General features: G+C 65.3%; 19 protein-coding genes. 12 read left to right on the top strand and 7 right to left on the bottom strand.

Translation table 11 applies throughout. The features are described from left to right. Positions 1-81: 81 nt before the first annotated feature. The 9 genes from GNT67_RS00380 to GNT67_RS00340 all read left to right on the top strand — a co-directional run bounded on the left by GNT67_RS00380 (position 82) and on the right by GNT67_RS00340 (position 11810). Positions 82-2334: an alpha,alpha-trehalose-phosphate synthase (UDP-forming) gene (locus GNT67_RS00380; protein WP_159627532.1), complete on the top strand. Its 2253-nt coding sequence runs from the start codon at positions 82-84 to the stop codon at positions 2332-2334. Continuing rightward, the gene (otsB, locus tag GNT67_RS00375) at positions 2331-3098 is read left to right on the top strand and encodes a trehalose-phosphatase (protein WP_159627530.1); all 768 of its coding nucleotides are present in this window, start codon (positions 2331-2333) and stop codon (positions 3096-3098) included. The genes GNT67_RS00380 and otsB overlap by 4 nt, the downstream gene beginning before the upstream one ends. Continuing rightward, positions 3095-4921, top strand: a complete 1827-nt coding sequence (locus GNT67_RS00370; protein WP_159627528.1) for a glycoside hydrolase family 15 protein — start codon at positions 3095-3097, stop codon at positions 4919-4921. Before otsB ends, GNT67_RS00370 begins: the two co-directional genes overlap by 4 nt. 310 nt (positions 4922-5231) lie before the next feature. Then, positions 5232-6368, top strand: coding sequence for a non-hydrolyzing UDP-N-acetylglucosamine 2-epimerase (wecB, locus tag GNT67_RS00365; RefSeq protein WP_201447547.1), 1137 nt, complete (start codon positions 5232-5234; stop codon positions 6366-6368). Next, positions 6352-7632: a UDP-N-acetyl-D-mannosamine dehydrogenase gene (gene wecC / locus GNT67_RS00360; protein WP_159627526.1), complete on the top strand. Its 1281-nt coding sequence runs from the start codon at positions 6352-6354 to the stop codon at positions 7630-7632. Before wecB ends, wecC begins: the two co-directional genes overlap by 17 nt. A 17-nt stretch (positions 7633-7649) precedes the next feature. Further along, positions 7650-8861 carry a TIGR04063 family PEP-CTERM/XrtA system glycosyltransferase gene (locus tag GNT67_RS00355; RefSeq protein ID WP_159627524.1) on the top strand — a complete coding sequence of 404 codons (1212 nt, stop codon included), beginning with the start codon at positions 7650-7652 and terminating at the stop codon, positions 8859-8861. After that, a complete protein-coding gene (locus GNT67_RS00350; protein ID WP_159627522.1) occupies positions 8861-10033 on the top strand; it encodes a glycosyltransferase family 4 protein in 1173 nt (390 codons plus the stop codon). Before GNT67_RS00355 ends, GNT67_RS00350 begins: the two co-directional genes overlap by 1 nt. Positions 10034-10195: 162 nt before the next feature. Further along, entirely contained in the window at positions 10196-11350 is a 1155-nt protein-coding gene (locus GNT67_RS00345; RefSeq protein WP_441295123.1) for an MGDG synthase family glycosyltransferase, read from the top strand. After that, on the top strand, positions 11343-11810 hold the full coding sequence (locus tag GNT67_RS00340) for a hypothetical protein (RefSeq protein ID WP_159627520.1): 468 nt from the start codon (positions 11343-11345) through the stop codon (positions 11808-11810). The genes GNT67_RS00345 and GNT67_RS00340 overlap by 8 nt, the downstream gene beginning before the upstream one ends. Here GNT67_RS00340 and GNT67_RS00335 read toward each other — a convergent pair. Together GNT67_RS00335 and GNT67_RS00330 are read right to left on the bottom strand one after the other, a co-directional pair. After that, on the bottom strand, positions 11759-12499 hold the full coding sequence (locus GNT67_RS00335) for an HAD family hydrolase (protein WP_159627518.1): 741 nt from the start codon (positions 12497-12499) through the stop codon (positions 11759-11761). The two genes, GNT67_RS00340 and GNT67_RS00335, sit on opposite strands and share 52 nt — an antisense overlap. A gap of 199 nt (positions 12500-12698) precedes the next feature. Next, complete coding sequence (locus GNT67_RS00330) at positions 12699-13148, bottom strand: carboxymuconolactone decarboxylase family protein (protein ID WP_159627516.1); 450 nt, start codon at positions 13146-13148, stop codon at positions 12699-12701. 142 nt (positions 13149-13290) lie between these two features. Here GNT67_RS00330 and GNT67_RS00325 point away from each other — a divergent pair, with 142 nt between their 5' ends. Next, a complete protein-coding gene (locus GNT67_RS00325) occupies positions 13291-13959 on the top strand; it encodes a hypothetical protein (RefSeq protein WP_159627514.1) in 669 nt (222 codons plus the stop codon). 9 nt (positions 13960-13968) lie between these two features. Here GNT67_RS00325 and GNT67_RS00320 read toward each other — a convergent pair whose 3' ends face one another. The 4 genes from GNT67_RS00320 to GNT67_RS00305 all read right to left on the bottom strand — a co-directional run bounded on the left by GNT67_RS00320 (position 13969) and on the right by GNT67_RS00305 (position 21419). Further along, on the bottom strand, positions 13969-14400 hold the full coding sequence (locus GNT67_RS00320) for a type VI secretion system amidase immunity protein Tai4 (protein ID WP_159627512.1): 432 nt from the start codon (positions 14398-14400) through the stop codon (positions 13969-13971). Positions 14401-14564: 164 nt separating this feature from the next. Then, positions 14565-15491, bottom strand: coding sequence for a transglutaminase family protein (locus tag GNT67_RS00315; RefSeq protein WP_159627510.1), 927 nt, complete (start codon positions 15489-15491; stop codon positions 14565-14567). After that, positions 15488-18040, bottom strand: coding sequence for a circularly permuted type 2 ATP-grasp protein (locus GNT67_RS00310; RefSeq protein WP_159627508.1), 2553 nt, complete (start codon positions 18038-18040; stop codon positions 15488-15490). Before GNT67_RS00310 ends, GNT67_RS00315 begins: the two co-directional genes overlap by 4 nt. A 34-nt stretch (positions 18041-18074) precedes the next feature. Beyond that, a complete protein-coding gene (locus GNT67_RS00305; protein ID WP_159627506.1) occupies positions 18075-21419 on the bottom strand; it encodes a transglutaminase family protein in 3345 nt (1114 codons plus the stop codon). A gap of 177 nt (positions 21420-21596) precedes the next feature. Between GNT67_RS00305 and GNT67_RS00300 the strand changes: the two genes are divergently transcribed. Next, complete coding sequence (locus GNT67_RS00300; protein ID WP_159627504.1) at positions 21597-23009, top strand: circularly permuted type 2 ATP-grasp protein; 1413 nt, start codon at positions 21597-21599, stop codon at positions 23007-23009. 1 nt (position 23010) lies between these two features. Beyond that, positions 23011-24054 (top strand): alpha-E domain-containing protein, encoded by a 1044-nt coding sequence (locus tag GNT67_RS00295; RefSeq protein ID WP_159627502.1) that lies wholly within the window; start codon positions 23011-23013, stop codon positions 24052-24054. Positions 24055-24171: 117 nt separating this feature from the next. Here the strand turns inward: GNT67_RS00295 and GNT67_RS00290 are convergent, their stop codons facing one another. Then, on the bottom strand, positions 24172-25245 hold the full coding sequence (locus GNT67_RS00290; RefSeq protein WP_159627500.1) for a zinc-binding metallopeptidase family protein: 1074 nt from the start codon (positions 25243-25245) through the stop codon (positions 24172-24174). Positions 25246-25258: the final 13 nt, after the last annotated feature.

The raw sequence follows: 25258 nt of genomic DNA, 5'->3' as shown, positions 1-25258 counted from the left end.
GTGCGCAACGTTGCGACGTGATAATTTGCAAATAGCTATACTCGGTGGGTCGGCGACGTCGTCCCATCCTGAAGGAGCTTCATGCAGTTCAGATCGGCACAACTATCCATGCGTTTCATCGTCCCGCTGGCCCTGGTGCTGGCGCTGTTCGGCTACTTCGCGATTCCATGGATGGAAAGTCTCACCGTGCGCTGGTTCGTACGGGATCTCGATACGCGTTCCCAGCTGGTGTCGAGCACGCTTCAACAGCCGCTGCTCAACTACCTCGCGGACGACGATTCCGCGCGCATCAATGACGCGTTCAGCCGCGCGATCCAGGACGAGCGCCTGTATGCGCTCGCCTTCTGCAATCCCGCCGGAACGCTGCTGTACCAGACCGATACCTACCCGGCCTCGCTCGGCTGCCGCCAGGGCGCCGATGGCGAGGATGCCAATCCCGTGGTGCGCCTGCCGCGCGGCCCGGTGCACGTCTCGAGCCGCGAGCTGAGCCAGGATGGCGTCGTCGCCGGCCGCCTGGTGCTGGTGCAGGACATGAGCTTCATCGAGCGCCGCAGCGAAGACACCAAGAAATACATCGTCGGCCTGTTCGTGGTACTGGCCGGCGCCATCTCCCTGATCACGGTGCTGATCGCGCACCTGAGCTGGCATGGCTGGCTCAATGGCGTGCGCGAGATGCTGCGCGGCGAACTGTCGCCGCGTGCGCCGGGCCCGATGCCGCCCGAGATCGCGCCGCTGGCCAGCGAGCTGCGCGCCCTGCTCAACGAGTACAACCGCGAGCTGCAGGGCAGCGGCGTCGAGTCGCAGACCTGGGGCGCCGACACCCTCAAGACCCTGCTCAACCAGGACCTGGCGGGCGACGAGATCCTGGTGGTCTCGAACCGCGAACCGTACATCCACGTGAACACGCCCGATGGCGTCAAGGTGCAGCGCCCGGCCAGCGGCCTGGTGACCGCGGTCGAAGCCGTGATGCGCGCCTGTTCCGGCACCTGGATCGCGCACGGCGCCGGCTCGGCCGACCGCGCCACGGTCGACGCCAGCGACCACGTGCCGGTGCCGCCCGAGCATCCGAGCTATACCCTGCGCCGGGTCTGGCTGTCGAAAGAAGAAGAGCAGGGCTATTACTACGGCTTTGCCAACGAAGGCCTGTGGCCGCTGTGCCATATCGCCCACGTGCGGCCGGTGTTCCGTTCATCGGACTGGGCCGAATACGTCCGGGTCAACCAGCGCTTCGCCGACGCCGTGGTGCAGGAAGCGCGTTCCGACAACCCGGTGGTGCTGGTCCAGGATTACCACTTCGCCCTGCTGCCGCGCATGGTGCGCGCGGTGCTGCCGAAAGCGACCATCATCACCTTCTGGCATATCCCCTGGCCCAATCCGGAGTCGTTCGGCATCTGCCCGTGGCGCGAAGAGATCCTCGACGGCATGTTGGGCAGCACCATCCTGGGCTTCCATACGCCGTTCCACCGCAAGAACTTCCTCGATACGGTGGACCGCTATCTCGAGACCCGCATCGAGAACGAGGCCTCGACCGTCAGCTACGGCAACGAGCTGACCCAGGTGAAACCGTATCCGATCTCGATCGCCTGGCCCGAGCCGGTGCCGGGCGAGTGCGATGTGGCGGCCTGCCGCGCCCGGATCCGCCAGTCGCTGGCGCTGCCGCCCGACCAGTTGCTGGGCATCGGCGTCGACCGCCTCGATTACACCAAGGGCATCGTCGAGCGCTTCCAGGCGGTCGAGCGCATGCTCGAACTGCATCCCGACATGATCGGCAAGTTCACCTTCGTGCAGATCGCGGCGCCGACCCGCTCCTCGCTCGACGAATACCAGAATTTCGAGGCACGGGTGCGGGCGCTGGCCCAGCGCGTCAACCAGCGCTTTTCCAACGGGAGCTACCTGCCCATCATCCTCAAGACCGAGCACCACGAACAGGCCCAGTTGCGCGAATACTTCCGCGCTTCCGAGGTGTGCAGCGTGACCAGCCTGCACGACGGCATGAACCTGGTGGCCAAGGAATTCATCGCCGCGCGCGACGACGAGCAGGGTGTGCTGATCCTGAGCCAGTTCACCGGCGCCGCGCGCGAGCTGCACGAGGCGCTGATCGTCAACCCTTACCATATCGAAGAAGGCGCCGAAGCCCTGTACCGCGCGCTGCGCATGCCGGCCGACGAACAGCGCGAGCGGATGCGCAGCATGCGCCTGCGGGTGCGCGACTTCAATGTCTATCGCTGGGCCGGCCGCATGCTGCAGGACGCGGCCCGCCTGCGCCAGCGCGAGCGGGTGCGCTCGCGCATCAATACACTGAGCCAGAACCGGGTACGAAAGGGGGATGCATGACGACACAAGACGAACAGGCGGCGCTGGCGCTGCTGGACACTCCCGATTGCGCGCTGTTCCTCGATTTCGACGGCACGCTGGTGGACATCGCGCCGCGGCCCGACGAGGTCGTGGTCACGCCCGAACTGCTGGCCGCGCTCGGCGCGCTGCAGGGGCGCCTGGCGGGGCGGCTGGCCATCGTGTCCGGCCGTCCGATCGCCGAGCTCGACCGGATGCTGGCGCCGCTGGTGCTGCCGGCCGCCGGCGTGCACGGCATGGAGCGGCGCGGGGCCGATGGCGTGCTGCGCCAGTTGCCTGCGCCTGATTTCACGGAGGTGCGCACCCAGGCCCACGCCCTGGCCGCGCGCCACCCCGGCCTGTGGGTCGAGGAAAAGCATGGCGCGCTGGCCCTGCACTACCGGCAGGCGCCGGAACTGCAGGCGCTGTGTGTCGAGGCCATGGAAGCCGCCGTGCGCACCAGCCTGGGCTTGCTGCTCATGGAGGGCAAGATGATCGTCGAGATCAAGGCCGCGGGCGTGAGCAAGGGTACGGCGATCCGCGATTTTCTCACCGAGGCGCCATTCATCGGCTTTCGACCCTTGTTCATCGGCGACGATACCACCGACGAGGCCGGTTTTGATCATGTAGAACGCGTCGGCGGGATCGGCCTCAAGGTCGGTCCCGGCTCGACCGTGGCCAGCAGCCGCATCGCGTCGAGCCAGGCCGTGCGCGAGCTGCTTGCGCGGGCGGCCGTCACGTCAACCATTGGAAAGGATCCAGCATGAACGATGTTTCCCAACACCCGGGTTCGACCGCAGTGCACGAAGCGCCGGGCTCCCTCGATTGCGGCGTGGTCGGCAATTGCGCCTTCAGCGCCATGATCGACCGCATGGGCCGGATGGTGTGGTGCTGCCTGCCGCGCTTCGACGGCGATCCGGTCTTTAACGCCTTGCTCGACCCGAGCGAGAACGGCGGCCTGTGGAGCATCGAGCTCGAGGATGTCGCGCGCAGCGAGCAGGTCTACGAGCCGAACACGGCGGTGCTGCGCACGCGCCTGTACGACGGCGCCGGCAACGGCATCGAGATCACCGATTTCGCACCGCGCTTCCTGAGCCGCGACCGCATGTTCCGCCCGCTGATGCTGGTGCGCCGCGTGAAACCGCTGGGCGCCGGCGTGCGCGTGCGGGTCAAGCTGCGGCCGCGTTTCGACTACGGCGCCAAGGTGCCCGAGGTGACCCAGGGCAGCCACCATATCCGCTACGTCGGCCCGGACCAGACCCTGCGCCTGAATACCGATACCTCGCTCAGCTATGTGCTGGCCGAATCGTTCTTCCTGCTCGACCGGCCGATGAACTTCATGCTGGGGCCGGACGAGACCCTGGCCGACGGCATCCAGGACACCGCCCACCGCTTCGAGAAGGAAACCATCGCCTACTGGCGTACCTGGTCGCGCCGCCTGGCGCTGCCGCTCGAATGGCAGGACGTCGTGATCCGGGCCGCCATCACCCTGAAACTGTCGCTGTACGAAGACACCGGCGCCATCATCGCCGCCATGACCACCAGCATCCCGGAAGCGCCCGGCAGCGAGCGCAACTGGGATTACCGCTTCTGCTGGCTGCGCGACGCCTTCTTCGTGATCCGGGCCCTGAACAGCCTGTCCGAGGTCGGCACCATGGAAGACTACCTGCGCTGGCTGAGCAATGTGGTGGCGCGCGCCAAGGGCGGGCATATCCAGCCGCTGTACGGCATCGGGCTCGAGGAGCAACTGCCGGAGTCGATCGTCGACCACTTGCCGGGCTACCGCAACCACCGCCCGGTACGCATCGGCAACCAGGCGCAGGAACACTTCCAGCACGATGTGTACGGCAATATCGTGCTCGGCGCGGCCCAGGCCTTTTTCGATCATCGCCTGTTCCGGCGCGCCGGCCACGCCGAATTCCGCCAGCTCGAAGCGGTGGGCGAGCAGGCTTTCCGGGTCTGGGCCGAGCCGGACGCCGGCATGTGGGAACTGCGCACGCGGGCCCGCGTGCACACCTCGTCGGTGCTGATGAACTGGGCCGCCTGCGACCGCCTGGCCAAGATCGCCGAAGAGCTGGAACTGCCGGATCGCGCCGCCTACTGGGCCGAACGCGCCGAGCTGATTCGCAATCGCCTGCTGACCGAAGCCTGGAGCGAAGAGCGCCAGGCCTTCGCCGAGAGCCTGGGCGGACGCGACCTCGACGCCAGCGTGCTGCTGATGGCCGAGATCAATTTTATCGACCCCAAGGATCCGCGCTTCGTCGCCACCGTCGACGCGCTGGAAAAATCCCTGTGCGATGGCCCCTATATGCGGCGCTATGAAGCGCCGGATGACTTCGGCGTGCCCGAGACGGCCTTCAATATCTGTACCTTCTGGCGCATCGATGCGCTGGCGCGGATCGGACGCACCAAGGAAGCACGCGAGGTATTCGAAGCCATGCTGGCGGCGCGCAACCACCTGGGGCTGCTATCGGAAGATACGCACCCGGTCACCGGCGAGATGTGGGGTAATTTCCCGCAGACTTATTCGATGGTGGGGCTGATCAACTGCGCCATGCGCCTGTCGAAGTCATGGAATAGCGTCGTCTAGCGTGAACAAAAGTTCAATAACGCAACTCGCAAAAAGTTGCGTTATTAACTACGAAATCTTATTATTTTACTTTTAACGAATGCGTTAGTATCGCAGGTGCGCTGACGCCTGCGGCCCGTCAATTGGGCGCGGAAGGGGTGAAAAAGGCTTGCCAACAGGAACGCACGATTGAAATTTCAACCAGATTGCTTGAGGTATAATTTCCTGCTTAAAAAATTATCCATCAGGAAACAGTCGCCGCTCCCTTGGGGATTGCGCAAGCGTGTTGTCCGGATCGACCCGTCCCACGTACATGGTAGTAATAATATAGATGACTATAAAAGTTCTTACCGTTTTCGGAACGCGGCCGGAAGCAATCAAGATGGCTTCCGTCGTGCGCGCCCTGTCCGCATCTCCCGATGTCGAGGTCAAGGTCTGTGTCACTGCCCAACACCGGCAGATGCTGGACCAGGTACTGGACCTGTTTTCGCTGACACCCGACTTTGACCTGAACCTCATGACGCCGGGGCAAGACCTGTCGGACATCACGTCGAAGGTGCTCATCGGCATGCGCGGCGTGCTGCGCGAGTGGCGTCCGGATTACGTGTTTGTTCACGGCGATACTACCACGACATTCGCGACCAGCCTCGCCGCGTATTACGAGAGGATACCTGTCGGCCATGTGGAAGCAGGTCTGCGTACCGGGAACATCTACTCGCCCTGGCCCGAAGAAGTCAACCGCTGCCTCACCGGCGTGATCGCCAGCCTGCATTTCGCACCGACCGGGCACGCCCAGCAGAACCTGCTGGCCGAAGGCGTACCGGCGGCGAACATCTGCGTGACGGGCAATACCGTGGTCGATGCCTTGCTCGACGTGGTGGCCCGCCTGGAAACCGATACCGCGTTGAGACGCGAGATGGAAGCCCAGTTCAGCTTCCTCGATAGCAAAAAGAAACTGATCCTGGTAACCGGCCATCGGCGCGAGAATTTCGGCAGCGGTTTCGAGAATATCTGCCGGGCGCTCGATGAAGTCAGCCGCATGCCGGACGTCGAGGTGCTGTATCCGGTGCACCTGAATCCGAATGTGCAGGAGCCGGTGCAGCGTATCCTCAAGGACAATCCGAACGTGCACCTGATCGATCCGGTCAGCTATCTGCCTTTCGTCTACCTGATGAACCGCGCGACGATCCTGCTGACCGATTCCGGCGGCATCCAGGAAGAAGCGCCATCGCTCGGCAAACCGGTGCTGGTCATGCGCGACACCACCGAGCGCCCCGAAGCCGTGGCGGCGGGCACGGTGCGGCTGGTCGGCACCGGCGTCGAGTCGATCGTCGGCGGCATCCGCACGCTCCTGAACGACCCGGCTGAATACCAGCGCATGAGTTCGGCCACCAATCCCTACGGCGACGGCACCGCCGCGACCCGCATCCTCAACTTTTTAAGAGAAAAACATGAGCAGCACGTTTGATACCATTTCGATGATCGGTCTGGGTTACATTGGTCTCCCGACCGCTGCGATGTTTGCGTCCCGTAAGAAGAATGTCATCGGCATCGACATCAACCAGGATGCGGTCGATACCATCAACAGCGGCCAGACCCATATCGTCGAGCCCGACCTCGACATGATCGTCGCCGCCGCCGTTAACCAGGGCTACCTGAAGGCCTCGACCACGGTGCAGCCGGCCGACGCCTTCCTGATCGCGGTGCCCACGCCGTTCCGCGGCAACCATGAACCCGACGTCAGCTATGTCGAGGCGGCGGCGCGCTCGATCGCGCCGGTGCTCAAGAAGGGCGACCTGGTGATCCTGGAGTCGACCTCGCCGGTGGGCACCACCGAAAGCCTGGCCAAATGGCTGGCCGAAGAGCGTCCCGACCTCAAGATTCCACTGGGCCCGAACGACGAAGCCGACATCAACCTGGCCTACTGCCCCGAGCGCGTGTTGCCCGGCAAGGTGATCCACGAGCTGGTGTCGAACGACCGCATCATCGGCGGCATCACCAAGGCCTGCTCCGAGCGCGCCATCGCGCTGTACCAGACCTTCGTGCAGGGCGAGTGCATCGAAACCAATTCGCGCACCGCCGAGATGTGCAAGCTGACCGAGAACTCGTTCCGCGACGTGAACATCGCCTTCGCCAATGAGCTGTCGGTCATCTGCGGCAAGCTCGGCATCGATGTGTGGGAACTGATCGCGCTGGCCAACCGCCACCCGCGTGTCAACGTGCTGCGTCCGGGCCCGGGCGTGGGCGGCCATTGCATCGCGGTCGACCCATGGTTCATCGTGCACAGCGCGCCTGAACAGGCAAAGCTGATCCGCGCGGCGCGCGAAGTGAACGACTACAAGCCGCACTGGGTGCTCGAGAAGGTGCGCGAAGAAGTCGACGCCTACCTGGCCGCCAACCCGGAGCGCAAGGAGTCGGACGTCACCATCGCCTGCTTCGGCCTGGCCTTCAAGCCCGATATCGACGACCTGCGTGAAAGCCCGGCGCTCGACATCGCCGCCGAGATCGCGAAAACCCACAATAGCCGCGTGATCGTGGTCGAGCCGAATATCTCGGCCCTGCCGGCCAGCCTCGACAAGGGCGAACTGCGCACCCCGCAGGATGCGCTGGCGCGTTCGCAGATCGTGGTCATGCTGGTCAACCACAAGCCGTTCCTGGCGCTCAAGGAATCGCTGTTCGCCGACAAGGTGATCATCGATACCTGCGGCTACCTCAGCGCGACCGGCCGTTAAGCGGCAAGGAATGTAATATGCGTGTCCTCCACGTCCTGGATCATTCGATTCCGCTGCACAGCGGCTATACCTTCCGCACCCGATCGATCCTGCGCGAACAGCGCGCGCTGGGCTGGGAGACCTTCCATGTGACGGGTTCCAAGCAGAACGCGGGCGCGCTGCGCGAAGAAACGGTCGATGGCCTGCACTTTTACCGCACGCCGCTGGCCGGCGGGCCGCTATCGAAACTGCCGGTGCTGAACCAGATGGAGGTGATCGACGGCCTGGAGCGGCGCCTGGCCGAGATCATCCCGCAGATCAAGCCGGACGTGCTGCACGCGCATTCGCCGTCGCTCAATGCGATCGCGGCTCTGCGCGCCGGCAAGAAATTCGGCATCCCCGTGGTGTACGAGGTGCGCGCCTTCTGGGAAGACGCCGCGGTCGACCACGGCACCGCCAGCGAGGGTGGCCTGCGCTACCGCCTGACGCGCGCGCTGGAAACCCATGCGCTCAAGCGCGCCGACGCCGTCACCACCATCTGCGAAGGCCTGCGCCGCGACATCGTGGCGCGCGGCATCCCGGCCGACAAGATCACGGTGATCCCGAATGCCGTCGACATCGACAAGTTCGCCGTCGGCGGCGTGGCCGACCAGGACCTCAAGGCCAGGCTCGGGCTGCATGGCGCGCGCCTGATCGGCTTCATCGGTTCCTTCTACGCCTACGAGGGCCTGGACATCCTGCTGCGCGCGGTGCCGGCCTTGACTTCGACGCGGCCCGACCTGCGTGTCTTGCTGGTGGGCGGCGGTCCGGAAGACGCGCGCCTGCGCCAGCTGGCCAAGGACCTGGGCATCGTCGACAAGGTGGTGTTTACCGGCCGGGTGCCGCACGAGCAGGTGCAGACGTATTACGACCTGCTCGACGTCCTGGTCTATCCGCGCCTGTCGATGCGCCTGACCGACCTGGTCACGCCGCTCAAGCCGCTCGAGGCGATGGCCCAGGGCCGGGTGCTGGCCGCGTCCGACGTCGGCGGCCACCTCGAGCTGATCGTCGACGGCAAGACCGGCGTACTGTTCAAGGCCGACGATCCGCAGGCGCTGGCCGACAAGGTCGGCGCCCTGGCCGATGCCCAGGCCGACTGGCCGGCGCTGCGCGCGGCCGGCCGCCAGTTCGTGGAAAGCGAGCGTAACTGGAAAGCCAGCGTCAGCCGCTACAAGAACATCTACGGCCGCCTGACGGGCGCTGCGGCTTGATGAAGATCCTGACCTTCAGCACGCTGTTCCCCAACCGCGAAAAGCCGGGTCACGGCATTTTTGTCGAAACCCGGCTGCGCCACCTGGTCGCCAGCGGCCAGGTCGAGGCGCGGGTGGTGGCGCCGGCGCCGTGGTTTCCGTCGCAGAATCCGCGCTTCGGCCAGTATGCGCGCCAGGCCAGGGTGCCGCGCAGCGAGGTGCGTCACGGCATCCAGGTCGCGCATCCGCCGTATCTGGTCGTGCCCAAGATCGGCATGAACCTGGCGCCGGCGCTGCTGTTCCAGTCGGCCAAGGGCACGATCGCGCGCATGATCGACGAAGGTTTCGACTTCGACCTGATCGACGCCCATTATTTTTATCCGGACGGCGTGGCGGCAGCCATGCTGGCGCGCTACTTCAACAAGCCCTTCGTGATCACGGCGCGCGGTTCGGACATCACGCTCTTCCCCCAATTCGCGCTGCCGCGCAAGATGATCCATTGGGCCGCCAGCCGCGCCGACGGCATCATCACCGTCGCCAATGCGCTGCGCGAGGAAGTGATCGGCCTGGGCATCGACCCGGCGCGCGTGGTCGCGCTGCGCAATGGCGTCGACCTGCAATTGTTCCGCCCGCCGGAACAGCGCCAGGAAAAACCGTTCACCCTGGTGACCGTGGGCCACCTGGTGCCGGTCAAGGCCCAGGAGCTGAGCATCGGCGCCTTGCCGCTGCTGCCGGGCGTGCGCCTGGTGATCGCCGGCGACGGCCCGAACCGCGCGATGCTCGAGAACCTGACGCGCGAACTGAAACTCGACGACCGCGTCACCTTCCTGGGCGCCGTCTCGCAGCAGGAGTTGCGCACGCAGTATGGCGCCGCCGATGCGATGGTGCTGTCGTCCAGCCGCGAAGGCTGGGCCAATGTGCTGCTCGAATCGATGGCCTGCGGCACGCCGGTGGTGGCCAGCCGCGTGTACGGCACGCCCGAAGTCGTGGCGGCGCCTGAAGCCGGCGTGTTGATGGACGAGCGCACCCCGCAAGGCGTGGCCGACGCCGTCAACCGCCTGCGCGCCAACTATCCCGAGCGTGCCGCCGTGCGCCGCTACGCCGAACGCTTCAGCTGGGACGACACCACGGCCGGCCAGTTGCGGCTGTTCCGCTCCATTCTCAAGCAGGGCGAGTCGCTGGCCCTGGCCTGATCCTTACCCGCCGTCATGGACGGGTCATATTTCACGATTACATTCGCCTGCATAGCGTGACCCAAGGGGCGTGTGCATGGCGTGGAACGATTCGATAGTCAGGGCGGCGTTGACCGGCGCCGGGAAGTGCGCGTCGTGAGGGAGGGCGACTTGCAACGCAGTATCGCCGGCAAGACGATCGTCGTGCTCAGCGTTCCTGCCGGCGCCGGCCATACCCGCGTCGCCGAAGCGATCCGCGCCCGCGCCGCGGCCGACCATGGCGAGGTCAAGGTGATCCACCTGGACGCGATGGCCTTCGCCACGCCGCGCCTGCGCAAGGTGTACACCGATCTCTACCTGCTGCTGATCGGCCGCGTGCCCGGCCTGTGGCGCCACGTGTACCGGCTGACCGACCAGGCGCGCGCGGACGGACTGTTCAACCGCCTGCGGCGCTGGATCGAACGGCGCGACTGCCGGCAGCTGGCCGACCAGATCGCCGCGCTGGCGCCGGACGCCATCGTCTGCACCCACTTCCAGCCGGCCGAGATCCTGTCGCAACAGATCGCGGCCGGCGCTCTGGACTGCCCGCTGTGGGTGCAGGTAACCGACTTCGACCTGCACCGCATGTGGATCCATCCGCACGTGGTCGGCTATTTCGCCGCCAGCGACGAGGTGGCGTTTCGCATGCGCGAGCAGGGCATTGCCGCGCACGCGATCCACGTCGCCGGCATCCCCACCATGCCGGCCTTCTCGCTGCAGCACGATCGCACCGAATGCGCGCGTGCGATCGGCCTGGATCCCGCGCTCAAGACCATCCTGCTGATGGGTGGCGGCGCCGGGCTCGGTGGCTTGAGCCGGGTGGCGGACAAGCTCCTGTCGATTTCCGGCCACTTCCAGCTGATCGCGCTGGCCGGCAGGAACGCGGCCGAGCTGGCGGCCCTGCAGCGCCTTGCCGTGCGCCATCCGGGCCGGCTGGTGGCGCAAGGCTACACCGATCGGGTCGAGCGCCTGATGGCCTGCGCCGACCTGGTGGTGACCAAGCCCGGCGGCGCCACCAGCGCCGAATGCCTGGCGATGGGCCTGCCCATGATCGTCAATGCGCCGATTCCCGGACAGGAAGAGCACAACGCGAACTATCTGCTCGAACACGGCGTGGCGCTCAAGGCGACCGACCTGTCGACGCTGGAATACCGGATCCGCTACCTGCTGGCGCATCCTGCCAAGTTGCACGAGATGGCCGCGCGCGCGCGGGCGCTGGGCAGGCCGCACGCCGCCTTGCAGGTGCTGGAAACCGTGCTGGTCCAATGCAAGAACAAGAGTGAAGAGGCTTATGGTTGAGTTGTCGGAAGCTGGCCGGGTGGTTTCGATGGTGGGCGCGGTCCTGGTGGCGGCCTACCTGTTCGCGCGGGTCGAGGTGGAGATCGAGGGCGAGGCCGGCTGGGCGGCGAACCTGCCGACCTGGCGCATCGAGCAGCACCCGCTGCTCGACATCTTCATGGGCGGGCGCGCGCTGACCGGCTACCACTTGTGGATGTTCGCCTTCATCGGGCTGATCTTCCACTTCCCGCTGTTCTTCATGGGGCAGTGGTCGCTCAAGCTCGAGGCCTGCGTGGCGGCCTCGATCATGCTGTTCTGGATCGTCGAGGACTACCTGTGGTTCGTCATCAACCCGGCCTTCGGCTGGCGCCGCTTCAAGCGGGAACTCGTGCCCTGGCATAAGCACTGGGCGCTGGGCGCCCCGGTCGACTACTGGATATTCGGCGCCATCAGCCTGCTGCTGTTCTGGTACGGATCCTGAACCAGCACGCCCAGGTCGAGCGCATGCCGGATGCGGCAGCACAGTTCGGCCGAGGTGCGTGAAATCAGTTCGTGCGGGATATCGAACTTGGTGGTCAGGCGGTCGTGGTCTTCGAAGCCGTAGGAGACCATGAAGGGGTGCATGCCGGTGCCGATCGCGGCCTCGAAATCCTTGTGCTCGTCGCCGCAAATATAGGCGCGCGCCGGGTTGACGCCGAACTGTTCGCGGGTGGCGCGAAACTGCGCGGTCTTTTTTTCCTTGAGCGGGATATGGACCAAAAAATCCAGCTCGGCGATATCGATCTCGTGGCGCAGGAACAGCTGGCGCAGGGTTTCCAGCGGCTCGATGGTGACGTTGCGGGTGACGATGCCGACCGTGATGTCGGGCGCGGCGATCAGTTCGCGCAGCAGGTCGGGGATGCCCTCGTACAGCCTGGCCTCCTGGCGGTAGATGTCGGTCAGGGTGTCGATCAGCTGGGCGCGGCTGTTCTTGCGAAGGTTTTTGCGGATAATCGACGGGAATTCCTTCAGGCCACCCATGTACTTGAGCAGCTTGTGCCGTTTCTGGAACCGGGTCTCATCCCCGATCATCAGGCCGTGGTGGGCGAATGCGGCTTCGATGGCCGAGAAGGCATCGATGGTCGTGCCGTCCGCGTCGAGGATCAGGAGCTTCTTGTCGCTTTTGTACATGGTGGCCTCGCTTTACGGTGCTGGTTGACCGATCCGGCGTGAACACGTGCCGGAGCTCGCTGTTGACCATCATCGGGCCGTGGAATGACAGGCGTGTGACAAAACGGCAGCGGGCACGCCGTTAGCGCGGCGCTACTGGCGCAGGCAGGTTCGGTGACGTTTTTCCGACACATCAACGTCACGCGAACCTGGTTTCGGTTCAAGCCCTGGCGGCTGGCTTCAGGCGGAAGCTCACGCCCATGCGATTGAACGCGTTCATGGCGGCGATGGCGATCGTCAGGTCGGCCAGGTCGCGGGCGTTGAATGCGCTCGATGCCGCGGCGTAGGCTTCGTCCGAGACGTGGGTTTCGCTGACGCGGGTCACTTCTTCGGCCCAGGCCAGGGCCGCGCGTTCCTGGTCCGAGAACAGGTAGGCGGCTTCGTGCCAGACCGGCACCAGCACCAGCTTGTCGACCGACATGCCTTCCTTGACGAGGTCGCGCGAGTGCAGGTCGATGCAATGGGCGCAGCCGTTGATTTGCGAGACGCGCAGGAAGACCAGGTGAATCAGCAGGGAGGGCAGCTTGGTGTTCTTCGTGACGTAGTGATGGACGCCGCTCAGGGCTTGCGCGCCCTCGGGCGAGGCCTGGAACCAGTTTTCGCGTTGCATGGTCTTGTATCCTTGAAGTTGGTTGAACTGACTGGACGAGTGACGGGGCGGGTTTGTGACATGGCCTGGACATTCAATCGGCCAAGGCATTTTTTCTCGAATCGGTACACTGGCCCGTATCGAAGACAACACCGGGACCAGGATGCGCTATATGGATTTCAGTACATGGCAGGGCGCGATGACGACCATCATCGGGCTTGCGGTGTTTACCTTGCTGGGGGTGGGGATTCGGATCCTCATGATGCAGACCATCCAGCAGCGGCGCGAGCGCATGAACCGCCAGATCAACGAGCGCCTGAAAACCCTGATCGCCGCATACCGGACGCTCGGCGGCTCGTTCACCGGGCAACTGACGGTCGATCCGACGCATCTGCGCGATGTGCGCGAGCGGGCCCAGTCGGGCGACGAGGGGGCGGGCGAGGGGGCGGCCAGCTCGGATCGCTCGCGCCGTATCCGCGACGCGGTCGAAGCGGCGCTGTCGGATATCCTGCTGCTCGGTACCGAAGAGCACTGCCGGCTGGCGGCGCAGGCGGCGTCCGACCTGGCGGCGGGGCGGCCGATCCATACGGCGCAGCTGGTGGTCAGCCTGCGTACTTTCATTCGCACGGCGCTCGATCTCGATCCGATGCCCGATGAGCTCATGATTCCGTTACAGGGACCGACGCGCACCCAGGGCGGCGCCGGGCGTGGCAAGGGGGACGCTGGGGGCGGGGGCAATCGTGGCGCTGGCGGCGCCGATGCCGGAGGGGGCGGTTCGGGTATGGGGACTGCGGCGATGATGGGGCGCAGGGACGGTGGGCCGGAGGCTTGAGCGCGAGGCTTATTTCTGGCCGTGCATGCGCTCCGGATGAATGACCAGTCGCTTTGCCAGGTCGTCCAGGACTTTGCTGTGGTACAGGTCCATGCATTTCAAGAAGTCGAACCGAACGCCCTTGATCTCCGATTCGACGAGCGGATTGCTGTAATCCCGCGCCAGGTAGTTATCCACCAGCGACTTGACTGCATCCGGACTCTCTTCCATATCGTAGTAAGTCCAATCCCGTAACGCACTGATACTGCTCCCGGCATCGGTGGAGACGCTGGCGTCGTTCCGGTACGCCTGCGTCAAGCAGCTTGCCAGCACCATGTCCTTGTAATTCTGCGTATGTGTGCGGGTGACAGCCTGGGGCGATGTGATGGCACGCTGCGTGGCATGGGCCCAGGGTGACAACAACATGAAGGCAATCATTACCAGGTAATAGGTCGGCCTCATGCAAGCTCCGAAAATGTGTAGGGTCCAGCCAGATCATGCGTCGCAGTAGCGCGCAGGGGATTTGAACGCGTGGACGGCAGAGCCGTCCACCCTACGCTTGTTGAAATCATAGGGGTCATGGCGGGAACCGGCATTGATCCGGTCCAGACATTGTCAGCCCGACCTCAAGCCTCGCCCGCCAACGGCAACGGCGTCACCGTCACCCGCACATCGAGCTGCTGCTTGCCGCCCCCGAGCACGATGCCGCGCATCGGCGTGACGTCGCTGAAGTCGCGGCCCCAGCCCAGCGTGATGTGTTCGTGCTGCACCAGGCAGCGGTTGGTGGGATCGAAGTCGATCCAGCCCAGGGTCGGGCAGAACACCGACACCCAGGCATGCGAGGCGTCGGCGCCGATCAGGCGCGGCTTGCCCTCTGGCGGGTGGGTCAGGATGTAGCCGCTCACGTAGCGCGCCGGCAGGCCGATGCTGCGCAGGCAGCCGATCATCAGCTGGGCGAAATCCTGGCACACGCCGCGCCGGCCGCGCAGCACCTGCTCGAGCGGGGTGGAGATGTCGGTCGCCTTGCTGTCGAACTCGAAGTCCTCGAAGATCCGGTGCGTCAGGTCGAGCGCCGCATCGAGTTGCGGCCGGCCGGGCGTGAAACTCTGGCGCGCATAGGCCTCGAGTTCGGGGAACCAGGCCACATGGGGCGAGGCGTACAGGTAGCGGCAGGCTTCGAGCGTCGGCGCGCTCTTTTCCTTGCCCATCATGTCGCGCACGGTTTCCCACGGCAGCGTGCCGGCGATCTGCGCCAGGGTATAACGCGCGCGCAGCGAGACCGTCGATTCGGCATGCACCAGCAGGCTGTCATGCGGCAGCGTGAGCGCCACGTGGCGCACGCAGTTGCCGAAGAAATCGGTGCCGTCGCGGCTCTCGTTGACCACCGGGTCGAACCAGATCAGGTGCGAGTCGGTACGCTGGCAGGCGAACGAGCGCGGCGTCAGGTGCAGGTATTGCTGCGACAAGGCCACCGTGCTGCTGTATGTGTAGCGCGTTTCGTGCACCACCCGATAGCGCGCGCAGACCTCGGCGCACCCCGTCCAATCGTTCATGAGGTACGGTTCCTTTGACGGCCGTTGTCGGTATAGCTGAAGAACTGCACGCTGATCTGCTCGGACAGGGCGGCGCTGGCCAGCCCGATCCGGTGCAGCAGGTCGCCCAGCAGCGCATTGCCATGATTGAGTTCGCGGTCCGGGTCGAGCGCCATCAGCTCTTGCTTTAACTGCGCCAGTTGCTGTTCACCGCAGTCGCCCTTGCGGTGCGCGATCTTGGTGAGCGTGCCCAGGATGCCGTTGAGCTGGAATACGATCGAGCGCGGATTGGTTTCGTCGAGCAGCAGCAGGTCGAGTACCGGCAGCCATTCGGGCTGGGCGCGGTAGCGGGTACGGTAGGTGATGCTGCTGTCGGACAGTTCGAGCAGCCAGTCGAGATTACCGTTGGCATCCATCGCCAGGGCGCGCTGCAGCACGACGCTCTGGAACTGCAGCCGTTCCAGGCGGCGCCCGACCGACATGAAACGCCAGCCCAGGTCGCGCGTCATGCCGTCGAGCGCGAAGCCCGACAGCGTCATCAGCGCGGCGGCGGCATCGTCCAGGATCGTCATGACGCCCGATTGCGATGGCCTCTCGCCGACGAGCGTGGTTGGCTGCACCATCCGGTTCAGCGCGCGCCAGTTGTCGGCCGAGAAGCGTTCGTGCAGCTGGCCGGCGATACGGTGCAACTGCTGCTGCTGGCGCGCCAGGCCGGGCACCGTGGGCGAGACCACCGCCAACAGCAGGGCTGACTCGAGCTCGGCATCGGTGAAGATGGGGCCGGCCGCGCTGGGGTCGGCCGCGGCGGGTCGACTGCCCTCGTCGATCAGCCCGAACCAGATGCACAGCGCCTCGACGGTCGGCCATTCTGCGCCGCGCTGGTCGAACCGGTCGTTGAACAGGAACTGGAGCGCGACCCGCAGCAGGCGGCAGATATTGTCGCTGCGTTCGGCATGGCGCCCGAACCACAGCAGGTTCTCGGCGACCCGGCTCGACAGGTTGGTGTCTTCGCGCACCAGGTCGCGGCCGGTGATGCGGCGTTGCTGCGGGCGATGCACTTCGGCCCGGGCCCGGGCCTGGACCCAGGTATCCTTGCTGGCGCCGCCCATCTGCATGGTCAGCACGCGCGCATCCGGGCCGGTGGCGACCCGGGTCAGGCCGCCCGGCATCACGACATAGCCGTTCGGGGTGGCGCAGGCGAACACCCGCAGGCCGACGGCGCGCGCCTGCAGGCCGGGCGCGCTGCTGTCTTTCCACACAGGCGCCTGCGACAGCCGCACCAGTTCCTGGGCGACGTAGTGATCGGGATTGGCGCGCAGCCGGGCGATGAAGGCCGCGCGCGCCTCGCCATCGAGGTCCTGGCCGAACACCGCCGCTTGCGGCAGTTGTGAAAAACTCGGCTTGATGACCAGGCGATCGAGCTTGGCGATGACGGTGTCGAGCGCCGCCGGCTCGCCGCACCACCAGGTGGCCACCGAGGGCATCTTGAGCGGCTCGCCCAGCAAACGCTTGGACAGCGCCGGCAGGAAGCCGAGCAGGGCGCCCGATTCGAGCAGGCTCGAACCGAGGCTGTTCGCGACCAGCACATTGCCGCGCATGGCGGCCTGGGTCAGCCCGGCCACGCCCAGCATCGCATTGTGCGGCGCGCCCGATAATTCGAGCGGGTCGCAGGCTTCGTCGTCGACCCGGCGCATGATCACATGCACCCGGTGCAGGCCGGCCAGGGTCTTGAGATAGACCACGCCGTCGCGCACCGTCAGGTCGCCGCCCTCGACCAGCGGCAGGCCCAGGTAGCGCGCCAGGTAGGATTGCTCGGTATAGCTTTCGGTGCGCGGGCCTGGGGTGAGCAGAACGATCAGCGGCGCCTCGCCTTCGCGCAGCGGCGCCGGGTTGTCGCCGCTGGCCGCGCACATGCGGCCCCAATGCACCAGGCTGTCGTGCATGGTGCGGAAGAACCGGGACAGCGGCTGCACCTTCAGTTTGCGCAGCAGGTCGGGGAAGGTGGGCGCGATGATCGAACGGTTCTCGAGTGCGTAGCCGGCGCCCAGCGGCGCCTGGGTGCGGTCGGCCATCACCCACCAGCGGCCGTCGGGCGCGCGCGCCAGGTCGACCGCGTATAAATGCAGGGCGACGTCGTCATGGTGGCGCATGCCGTGGCAAGGCCGCAGGAAGCCGGCATGGCCGTGGACCAGCGCCGACGGCAGCAGGCCCTCGGCCAGCATCTCCTGTTTGCCGTAGACGTCGCCCAGGATCCGGTTGAGCAGGGTGGCGCGCTGGATCACGGCCGCCTCGATCACGCTCCATTCCTCGTGCGGCAGGATCAGCGGCAAGACGTTCAGGTCCCACGGCCGCTGCTTGCCGTGGAGGTCGGCCGTGACGTTGTAGCTGACCCCGTTCTCGCGCACCTGGCGCTGCACCATCTCCAGGCGCTGGCGCATCATGGCTGGTGCTTCGTGCTCCAGGTTGGCGAGCATCGCGCGCCAGTGCGCGCGCGGCGCCTTGGCCGCGTCGAGCATTTCATCGAAACCATCCGGCGCGGCCAGATAATGGGCTAGTAACTGATTGGGCATGAAATTCGCTGGTCGTTCGGTATGAAACTGTAGGTCAAACCGGCTGCCAGCGCAAATCGAGCGTCATCGGGAAGCCCGGATTCGGGTCTTCCTTGCGCACCGTGAACGGGCCCGGGGTGTGACCGTGAGGCCAGAAACGCGCCATCCGGCGCGCCTCGGCGGCGTTGGCATTGACCGGCGAGCCGGTTTCATTGCGCCCGCCCGGATGCACCACGTGATAGGTGCAGCCGCCGATCGAACGGCCATTCCAGGTGTCGACCAGGTCGAAAGTGAGAGGGGCCTGCACCCGGATGCTCGGGTGCAGCGCCGACCACGGGCTCCAGGCGCGAAAGCGCACGCCGGCCACGTACTCGCCCGGAACCCCGGTCGGGTGCAGCGGCAGCAGGCGCCCATTGCAGGCCACCACGTGGCGGCCGTCGGTCAGGCCGGAGACCTTCAGCTGCATGCGCTCGACCGACGAATCGACATAGCGCGCGGTACCGCCGGCCGAGACTTCCTCGCCCAGCACATTCCATGGCTCGATCGCCTGGCGCAATTCCATCTCGACGCCCTCGTAGGTGACGGTGCCGAAGCGCGGGAAACGGAACTCGATGAAAGGCTCGAACCAATGGTCCTCGAAGGCATAGCCGGCCGCGCGCAGGTCGCGCGCGACGTCGCGCATATCCTGGGCCACGAAGTGCGGCAGCATCCAGCGATCGTGCAGCGCGGTGCCCCAGTGGACCAGCTTGGCCTGGCAGGGTTGCTTCCAGAAGCGCGCCACCAGCGCGCGCAGCAGCAGCATTTGCAATAGGCTCATGCGTTCGTGGGGCGGCATCTCGAAGGCGCGGAATTCCACCAGGCCCAGGCGGCCGGTAGGGCCGTCCGGCGAATACAGCTTGTCGATCGAGAACTCGGAGCGGTGGGTGTTCCCGGTCAGGTCGACCAGCAGGTTGCGCAGCAGGCGGTCGACCATCCACGGCTTGTCGCCCGGGTGCAGGGTGGGCAGTACCTGGTCCATTTGCTGGAACGCGATCGCCAGCTCGTACAGATTGTCGTCGCGCGCTTCATCGACCCGCGGCGCCTGGCTGGTCGGCCCGATGAAGGTGCCCGAGAACAGGTAGGACAGGGCCGGGTGGATCTGCCAGTAGGTGATCAGGCTCTTGAGCAGGTCGGGCCGGCGCAGCATCGGGCTGTCTTCGGCCGTGGCGCCGCCCAGGGTGGCGTGGTTGCCGCCGCCGGTACCGGTATGGCGGCCATCGTGCATGAATTTCTCGGTGCCCAGGCGGGTCAGGCGCGCTTCCTGGTACAGGGTCGTGACGTTGTGTACCAATTCGTTCCAGCTGGCGGCCGGATGAATATTGACTTCGATGACGCCAGGGTCGGGCGTCACGCTGAGCAGCTTGATGCGCGCATCGCGCGGCGGCGCATAGCCTTCCAGGCGCAGCTTCATCTTCAGCTTGGCGGCCGTGGCCTCGACCGCCGCGACCAGCGCCAGGTAATCCTCGATGCGCTTTTGCGGCGGCATGAAGATATACAGGCGCCCGGCGCGCACTTCGACGCACAGCGCGGTGTGGATCACGTCGCGCGCGGCCGGCTCGGGTGCGGCGGCGGCCGGCTTGGCGGCCTTGTCCGCACCTTTGCCGGCGGCCAGGCCGAGGGTCGGGCGCTTGTCCTTTTTCACGGCCGGCAGGGCGCCGCGCGCGGCGAACGGGTCGACATCGAAGCCGGGATCGCGTTCTTCGGGCAGCACCCATGGCAGCGTGGCCAGCGGCAGGCGCAGGCCGATCGGCGAGTCGCCTTCGATCAGGTACAGGTGTTCGCGCCGCAGCGGCCAGCGCGAGGTGCGCCAGCTGCTGCCGAGCATCGTGGCCGGGTCGAACTCGCGCGCTTGCAGCGGCAGCACATAGCCGGCCACCGTGCCCAGCCCGCGTTCGAGCAGGCGCGCCAGCCGGCGCCGTTCCTCGGGCGCCTTGAGGTCGGCCTCGAGCGGGTCGAGGTTGCGCGGCAGCGCCTGTTCGCGCTGGGCCTGCAGCAACACGTCTTCATAGGCGGGAATCGCGCTGCCCGCGGGCAGGCCGAGCGCCTTGACCAGTTCCGCCACGAAGCGGCCGGCTTCGTCGCCGCCATAGCCGTCGTCGAGGTGTTCGTCCGAGAACAGGGACGGGTCGGACCACATCGGCTGGCCGTCGACGCGCCAGAAGATATTCAGCGCCCAGCGCGGCAGCGGCTCACCCGGATACCATTTGCCCTGGCCGTAATGCAGCATGCCGCCCGGCGCGAAGTGCTGCTTCAGGCGGTGCATCAGATTGCCCGCCAGCTCGCGCTTCTTGTCGCCGTGCGCCAGCGTGTTCCACTCCGGGCCATCCATATCGTCGATCGAGACGAAGGTGGGCTCGCCGCCCTGGGTCAGGCGCACGTCCTGGTTGACCAGGTCGGCGTCGACCTGCTGGCCCAGGCGGTCGATCTTTTGCCAGTCGGCCTCGGTGTAGGGCTTGGTCACGCGCGGATCCTCGTGGATGCGGGTGACTTTCATTTCGTGGACGAAGGTGACTTCGGCCTTGTCGCTGAATCCGGTCACCGGCGCGGCCGAGGCCGGCATCGCGGTGCAGGCGAGCGGAATATGGCCTTCGCCGGCCAGCATGCCCGAGGTCGGATCGAGCCCGATCCAGCCCGCGCCGGGGACGAACACCTCGGTCCATGCATGCAGGTCGGTGAAGTCTTCGAGCGGGCCGCTGGGGCCGTCGAGCGCGGCCTGGTCGGCGGTCAGCTGGATCAGGTAGCCGGACACGAAGCGCGCCGCCAGCCCCATCTCGCGCAGGATCTGCACCAGCAGCCAGCCGCTGTCGCGGCATGAGCCGGAGCGCTTTTGCAGGGTCTCTTCGGGCGTCTGCACACCTGGTTCCATCCGCAGCAGGTAGGCGATATCGCGCTGCAGGCGCTGGTTGATGGCGACCAGGAAGTCGTTCGTGCCCATTGGCTTGGCCAGCAGTTCGCGGTGCGTCGTTGCGACCCACTCCTTGAGCAGGGGACCCGGCGCCTCGGTCTGCAGATACGGACCCAGTTCCGTCCTGAGCGGGGCAGGATAGGAGAACGGAAAGACTTCCGCATATTGTTCGACGAAGAAATCGAATGGATTAATGACGGTCATGTCGGCCACCAGGTCGACCGTGAACTCGAGGACGTCGGTCTTTTCGGGGAACACGAAGCGGCCGATGTAATTGCCGTAAGGGTCTTGCTGCCAGTTGATGAAGTGCTGTTCCGGCTGCACCGACAGCGAATACGACAGGATCGGGGTGCGTGCGTGGGGCGCCGGGCGCAGGCGCACCTCATGCGGCGACAGGGCAACCTGGCGGTCGTAGCGGTAGCTGGTCTTGTGATGGAGCGCGATGCGGATAGCCATGCGGAATGCCTTTCGGGGGTGCGGCGCGGTCGAAGTGCACGCGACATATGGTGCGCAAAAATTGAGCGCGGTTCAGGAGTGTTTAAGCATGATTCGTACCCACAATATAATCGATTAATAAAATTGAAACGCACCGCTGGCACGTTTCTTGATAGTACTTGGGGACAGGAGGAATCGATGCCGAACTTTTATGATGAAATGTATTCCACTGCGGCAACCGTGCGGCCTCATTACGGCCCGTTTGCCGACTGGCTCGCGCAACAGCCGACCGGGCTGATCGAGCAGAAGCGGGCCGAGGCCGAGCTGAACTTCCAGCGCGTGGGAATCACCTTCGCCGTCTACGGCGACGACGCCGGCAAGGAACGGCTGATTCCCTTCGATATCATCCCGCGCGTGATCAACGCCGCCGAATGGGCGCGCCTGCAGACCGGCCTGGTGCAGCGCGTGACGGCATTGAACCGCTTCCTGCACGATGTCTATCATGACCAGGCCATCCTCAAGGCCGGCATCATTCCGCCCGAGCGAATCCTGAACAACGCCCAGTACCGGCCCGCCATGCAGGGCATCAAGCTGCCTTCCGACATCTACGCCCACATCGCCGGGGTCGACATCGTGCGCGCCGGCGAGGGCGAGTTCTACGTCCTGGAAGACAATCTGCGGGTGCCGTCGGGCGTGTCGTACATGCTGGAAAACCGCAAGATGATGATGCGCCTGTTCCCGGCGCTGTTCGCGCGTAACCGGGTAGCGCCGGTCGAGCACTATCCCGACCTGCTGCTCGACAACCTGCGCACCGTGGCGCCGCAGGGCAGCATCGACCCGACCGTGGTCGTGCTCACGCCGGGCATGCACAATTCGGCCTATTTCGAGCATGCATTCCTGGCCCAGCAGATGGGCGTGGCGCTGGTGCAGGGGCAAGACCTGTATGTCAGCGACGACACCGTCTATATGCGCACCACGCGCGGGCCCAAGCAGGTCGACGTCATCTACCGCCGCATCGACGACGACTATCTCGATCCGCGCGCCTTCCGTCCGGAGTCGACGCTGGGCGTGCCGGGCCTGCTCGACGCCGTGCGCGCCGGCCGGGTGACGCTCACTAATGCGATCGGCACCGGCGTGGCCGACGACAAGTCGATCTATCCGTATGTGCCGGACATGATCAAGTTCTATTTGAGCGAAGAGCCGATCCTGAACAACGTGCCCACCTACCAGTGCCGCAAGAAGGACGAACTGGCCTATACGCTGGCCAACCTGGCGGACCTGGTGGTCAAGGAAGTGCACGGCGCCGGCGGCTACGGCATGCTGGTCGGGCCGGCCTCGACCCAGGCCGAGATCGAGGCTTTCCGCGCGCGACTGCTGGCCAATCCGGAAGGCTATATTGCCCAGCCCACGCTGGCGCTGTCGGCCTGCCCGACCTTTGTCGAGTCGGGCATCGCGCCGCGCCATATCGACCTGCGGCCGTTTGTCCTGTCGGGCAAGAACGTGTCGATGGTGCCGGGTGGACTGACCCGGGTAGCGTTGCAGGAAGGATCGCTGGTAGTCAATTCGTCGCAGGGCGGCGGCACCAAAGATACCTGGATACTGGAGAACTAGCATGTTGAGCCGCACCGCCGATCATTTGTTCTGGATGGCCCGCTATACCGAACGGGCCGAAAATACCGCACGCATGCTCGATGTCCGGGTCCAGTATTCGCTGATGCCGCAGTCGGAGCGCGCCGAGCAGCAGGGCTGGCGCACCATGCTCGGGGTCTCTGAACTGAACCAGCAATTCGACGCCAAATACGCCACCTTGTCGCAAAAGGATGTGATCGACTTCATGGTGCGCGATCCGGACAACCTGTCCTCGATCACCAGCTGCCTGCGCGCGGCGCGCGAGAACGCCCGCGCCGTGCGCGGCACCCTGCCGACCGAGGTGTGGGAAACCGAGAACACCACTTGGCTGATGCTGCAGCAGCACCTCAAGAACCGCATGTTCGAGCATAGTCCCGGCCAGTTCCTGGAATGGGTCAAGTACCGCTCGCACCTGTCGCGCGGGGTCACGCTGGGCACCATGTTCCAGGACGAGGCCTTCAATTTCATCCGCATGGGTACCTTCCTGGAACGGGCCGACAATACGGCGCGCATCCTGGACGTCAAGTTCAGGTTCCTGGCGTCCGACACGATCCAGGCCGGGGCCCAGGGCGAATTCTATTACCTGGCGGCGCTGCTGCGCTCGGTATCGGCATTCGAGACCTATCGCAAGGTGTATCGCGACGCCATCACGCCGAAACGGGTGGCGGCGCTCCTGATCCTGCAAGAGAAAATGCCGCGTTCGCTGGTGGCCTGCATGTGCGCCGTCGTGGCCAATCTGCAGGACGTGCGCAACGACCTGTCGCGGGACACCGAGCGCCAGGCGCAGGAACTGCACGCCATGCTGCAAACGGTGTCGATCGGCGCCATTCTGGACGAAGGCCTGCACGAATTCCTGACGCGCTTCCTGGTGGCGGTCGAAGAGCTGGGCAATGGCATCAGTCGCGATTTCCTGCTGCCGGCGGAGTCGGTGCCGGCGCCGGCCCCGACCCAGACGCAGACGCAAACCCAGACCCAAACCCAGACCCAAACCCAGACCCAAACCCAGACCCAGACCCAGACTGGTTAGGCCGACGCACCAATATATGGCGCGCCGCACTGTTGTGACGAGAATGCCGGCGTTCGCGTCATGACGGTGCATGGCGCGCCTCGTTAAAACAGCGTCCGGTGCGCGGCCGGCCGGCGCTTACGCCTTGTTCGTCTTTATCTGCGCACGCACCACCTTGTGCACGAATTCCAGCTTTTCCAGTACCGGCGTACTGAGCTTGAATGGGTAGGAATCCGGCATGCCGATGCTGCGGTTCAGGCTGTTGAGCACATAGGTCAGCGCGAACCAGTCGTGCAGGGTATCGTCGAACGATTCCGCCTTCATGGGCAAGGTGATGCTGTCGAGCGCCGGTTCGTCGGCCTTGCGCGGCTTGAGCGCCAGGCCGCAGGCATGCGCCGTTTCGAGCGTATCGATCATGTGCAGGTAATGGGCCCAGGTCTCGGCCCAGTCTTCCCACGGGTGCGAACTGGCGTAGCTGCTGACAAAATTCGACTCCCAGTCGGCGGCTGGGCCTGCGTCGTAGTGGCGCTTGAGCGCTTCGCCATAATCCTGGCGCTCGTCGCCGAACAGGGCGCGAAAGTCGTCGATCCAGTCACTCTCGGCCACCAGCCGGTCGAAATAATAATGTCCGCTCTCGTGGCGGAAGTGTCCCAGCAGCGTGCGATAGCGCTCGTGCATCTGTTCGCGCGTGCGCTCGCGCTCGGCCGGGTCGGCTTCGGCGATATTCAGGGTGATCAGGCCGTTGTCGTGGCCGGTCATCACGCACCCGTCGCTCACGCTGTCTTCCAGGAACTGGAAGGCCAGGCCGGTCTCGGGTTCGGTTTCCTTCGAGGCCGGGGTCAGGTTCAGCATCGCCAGCGAAAACAGCAGGCGGCGCTTGGCGGTTTCGAGGCGCGACCACAGGATGTGGTTTTTTTCGGTCGACAGCGCCGGAATGACGACGGTCAGCTGGCACGATTCGCACAAATCGTGCGGGTCGTCGGCGGGCAGCATCCAGTTGCAGACATTGTGCTGCACATAATTGCTGCATTGCTTGTACAGCTTGCCCTTGTCGACCGGGTTCAGGCTGCGCCAGAGATTGTCCTCGGCCTGCTCGAAGCTGTTGATGCTGCGGGTTGCGGGCTGGTAGCCCAGGGTGCTGTCGCAGTTAAAACATAGCGTGTTCTCGAAAAATACCTGTTGTGAACACTTGTCGCAATGAAAGGTTTTCATGACATGAATGGTG

This window comes from Massilia puerhi, assembly GCF_009861485.1.
Note: the sequence above shows the minus strand (reverse complement) of the source record. Positions and strands in the feature narration are given on the sequence as shown.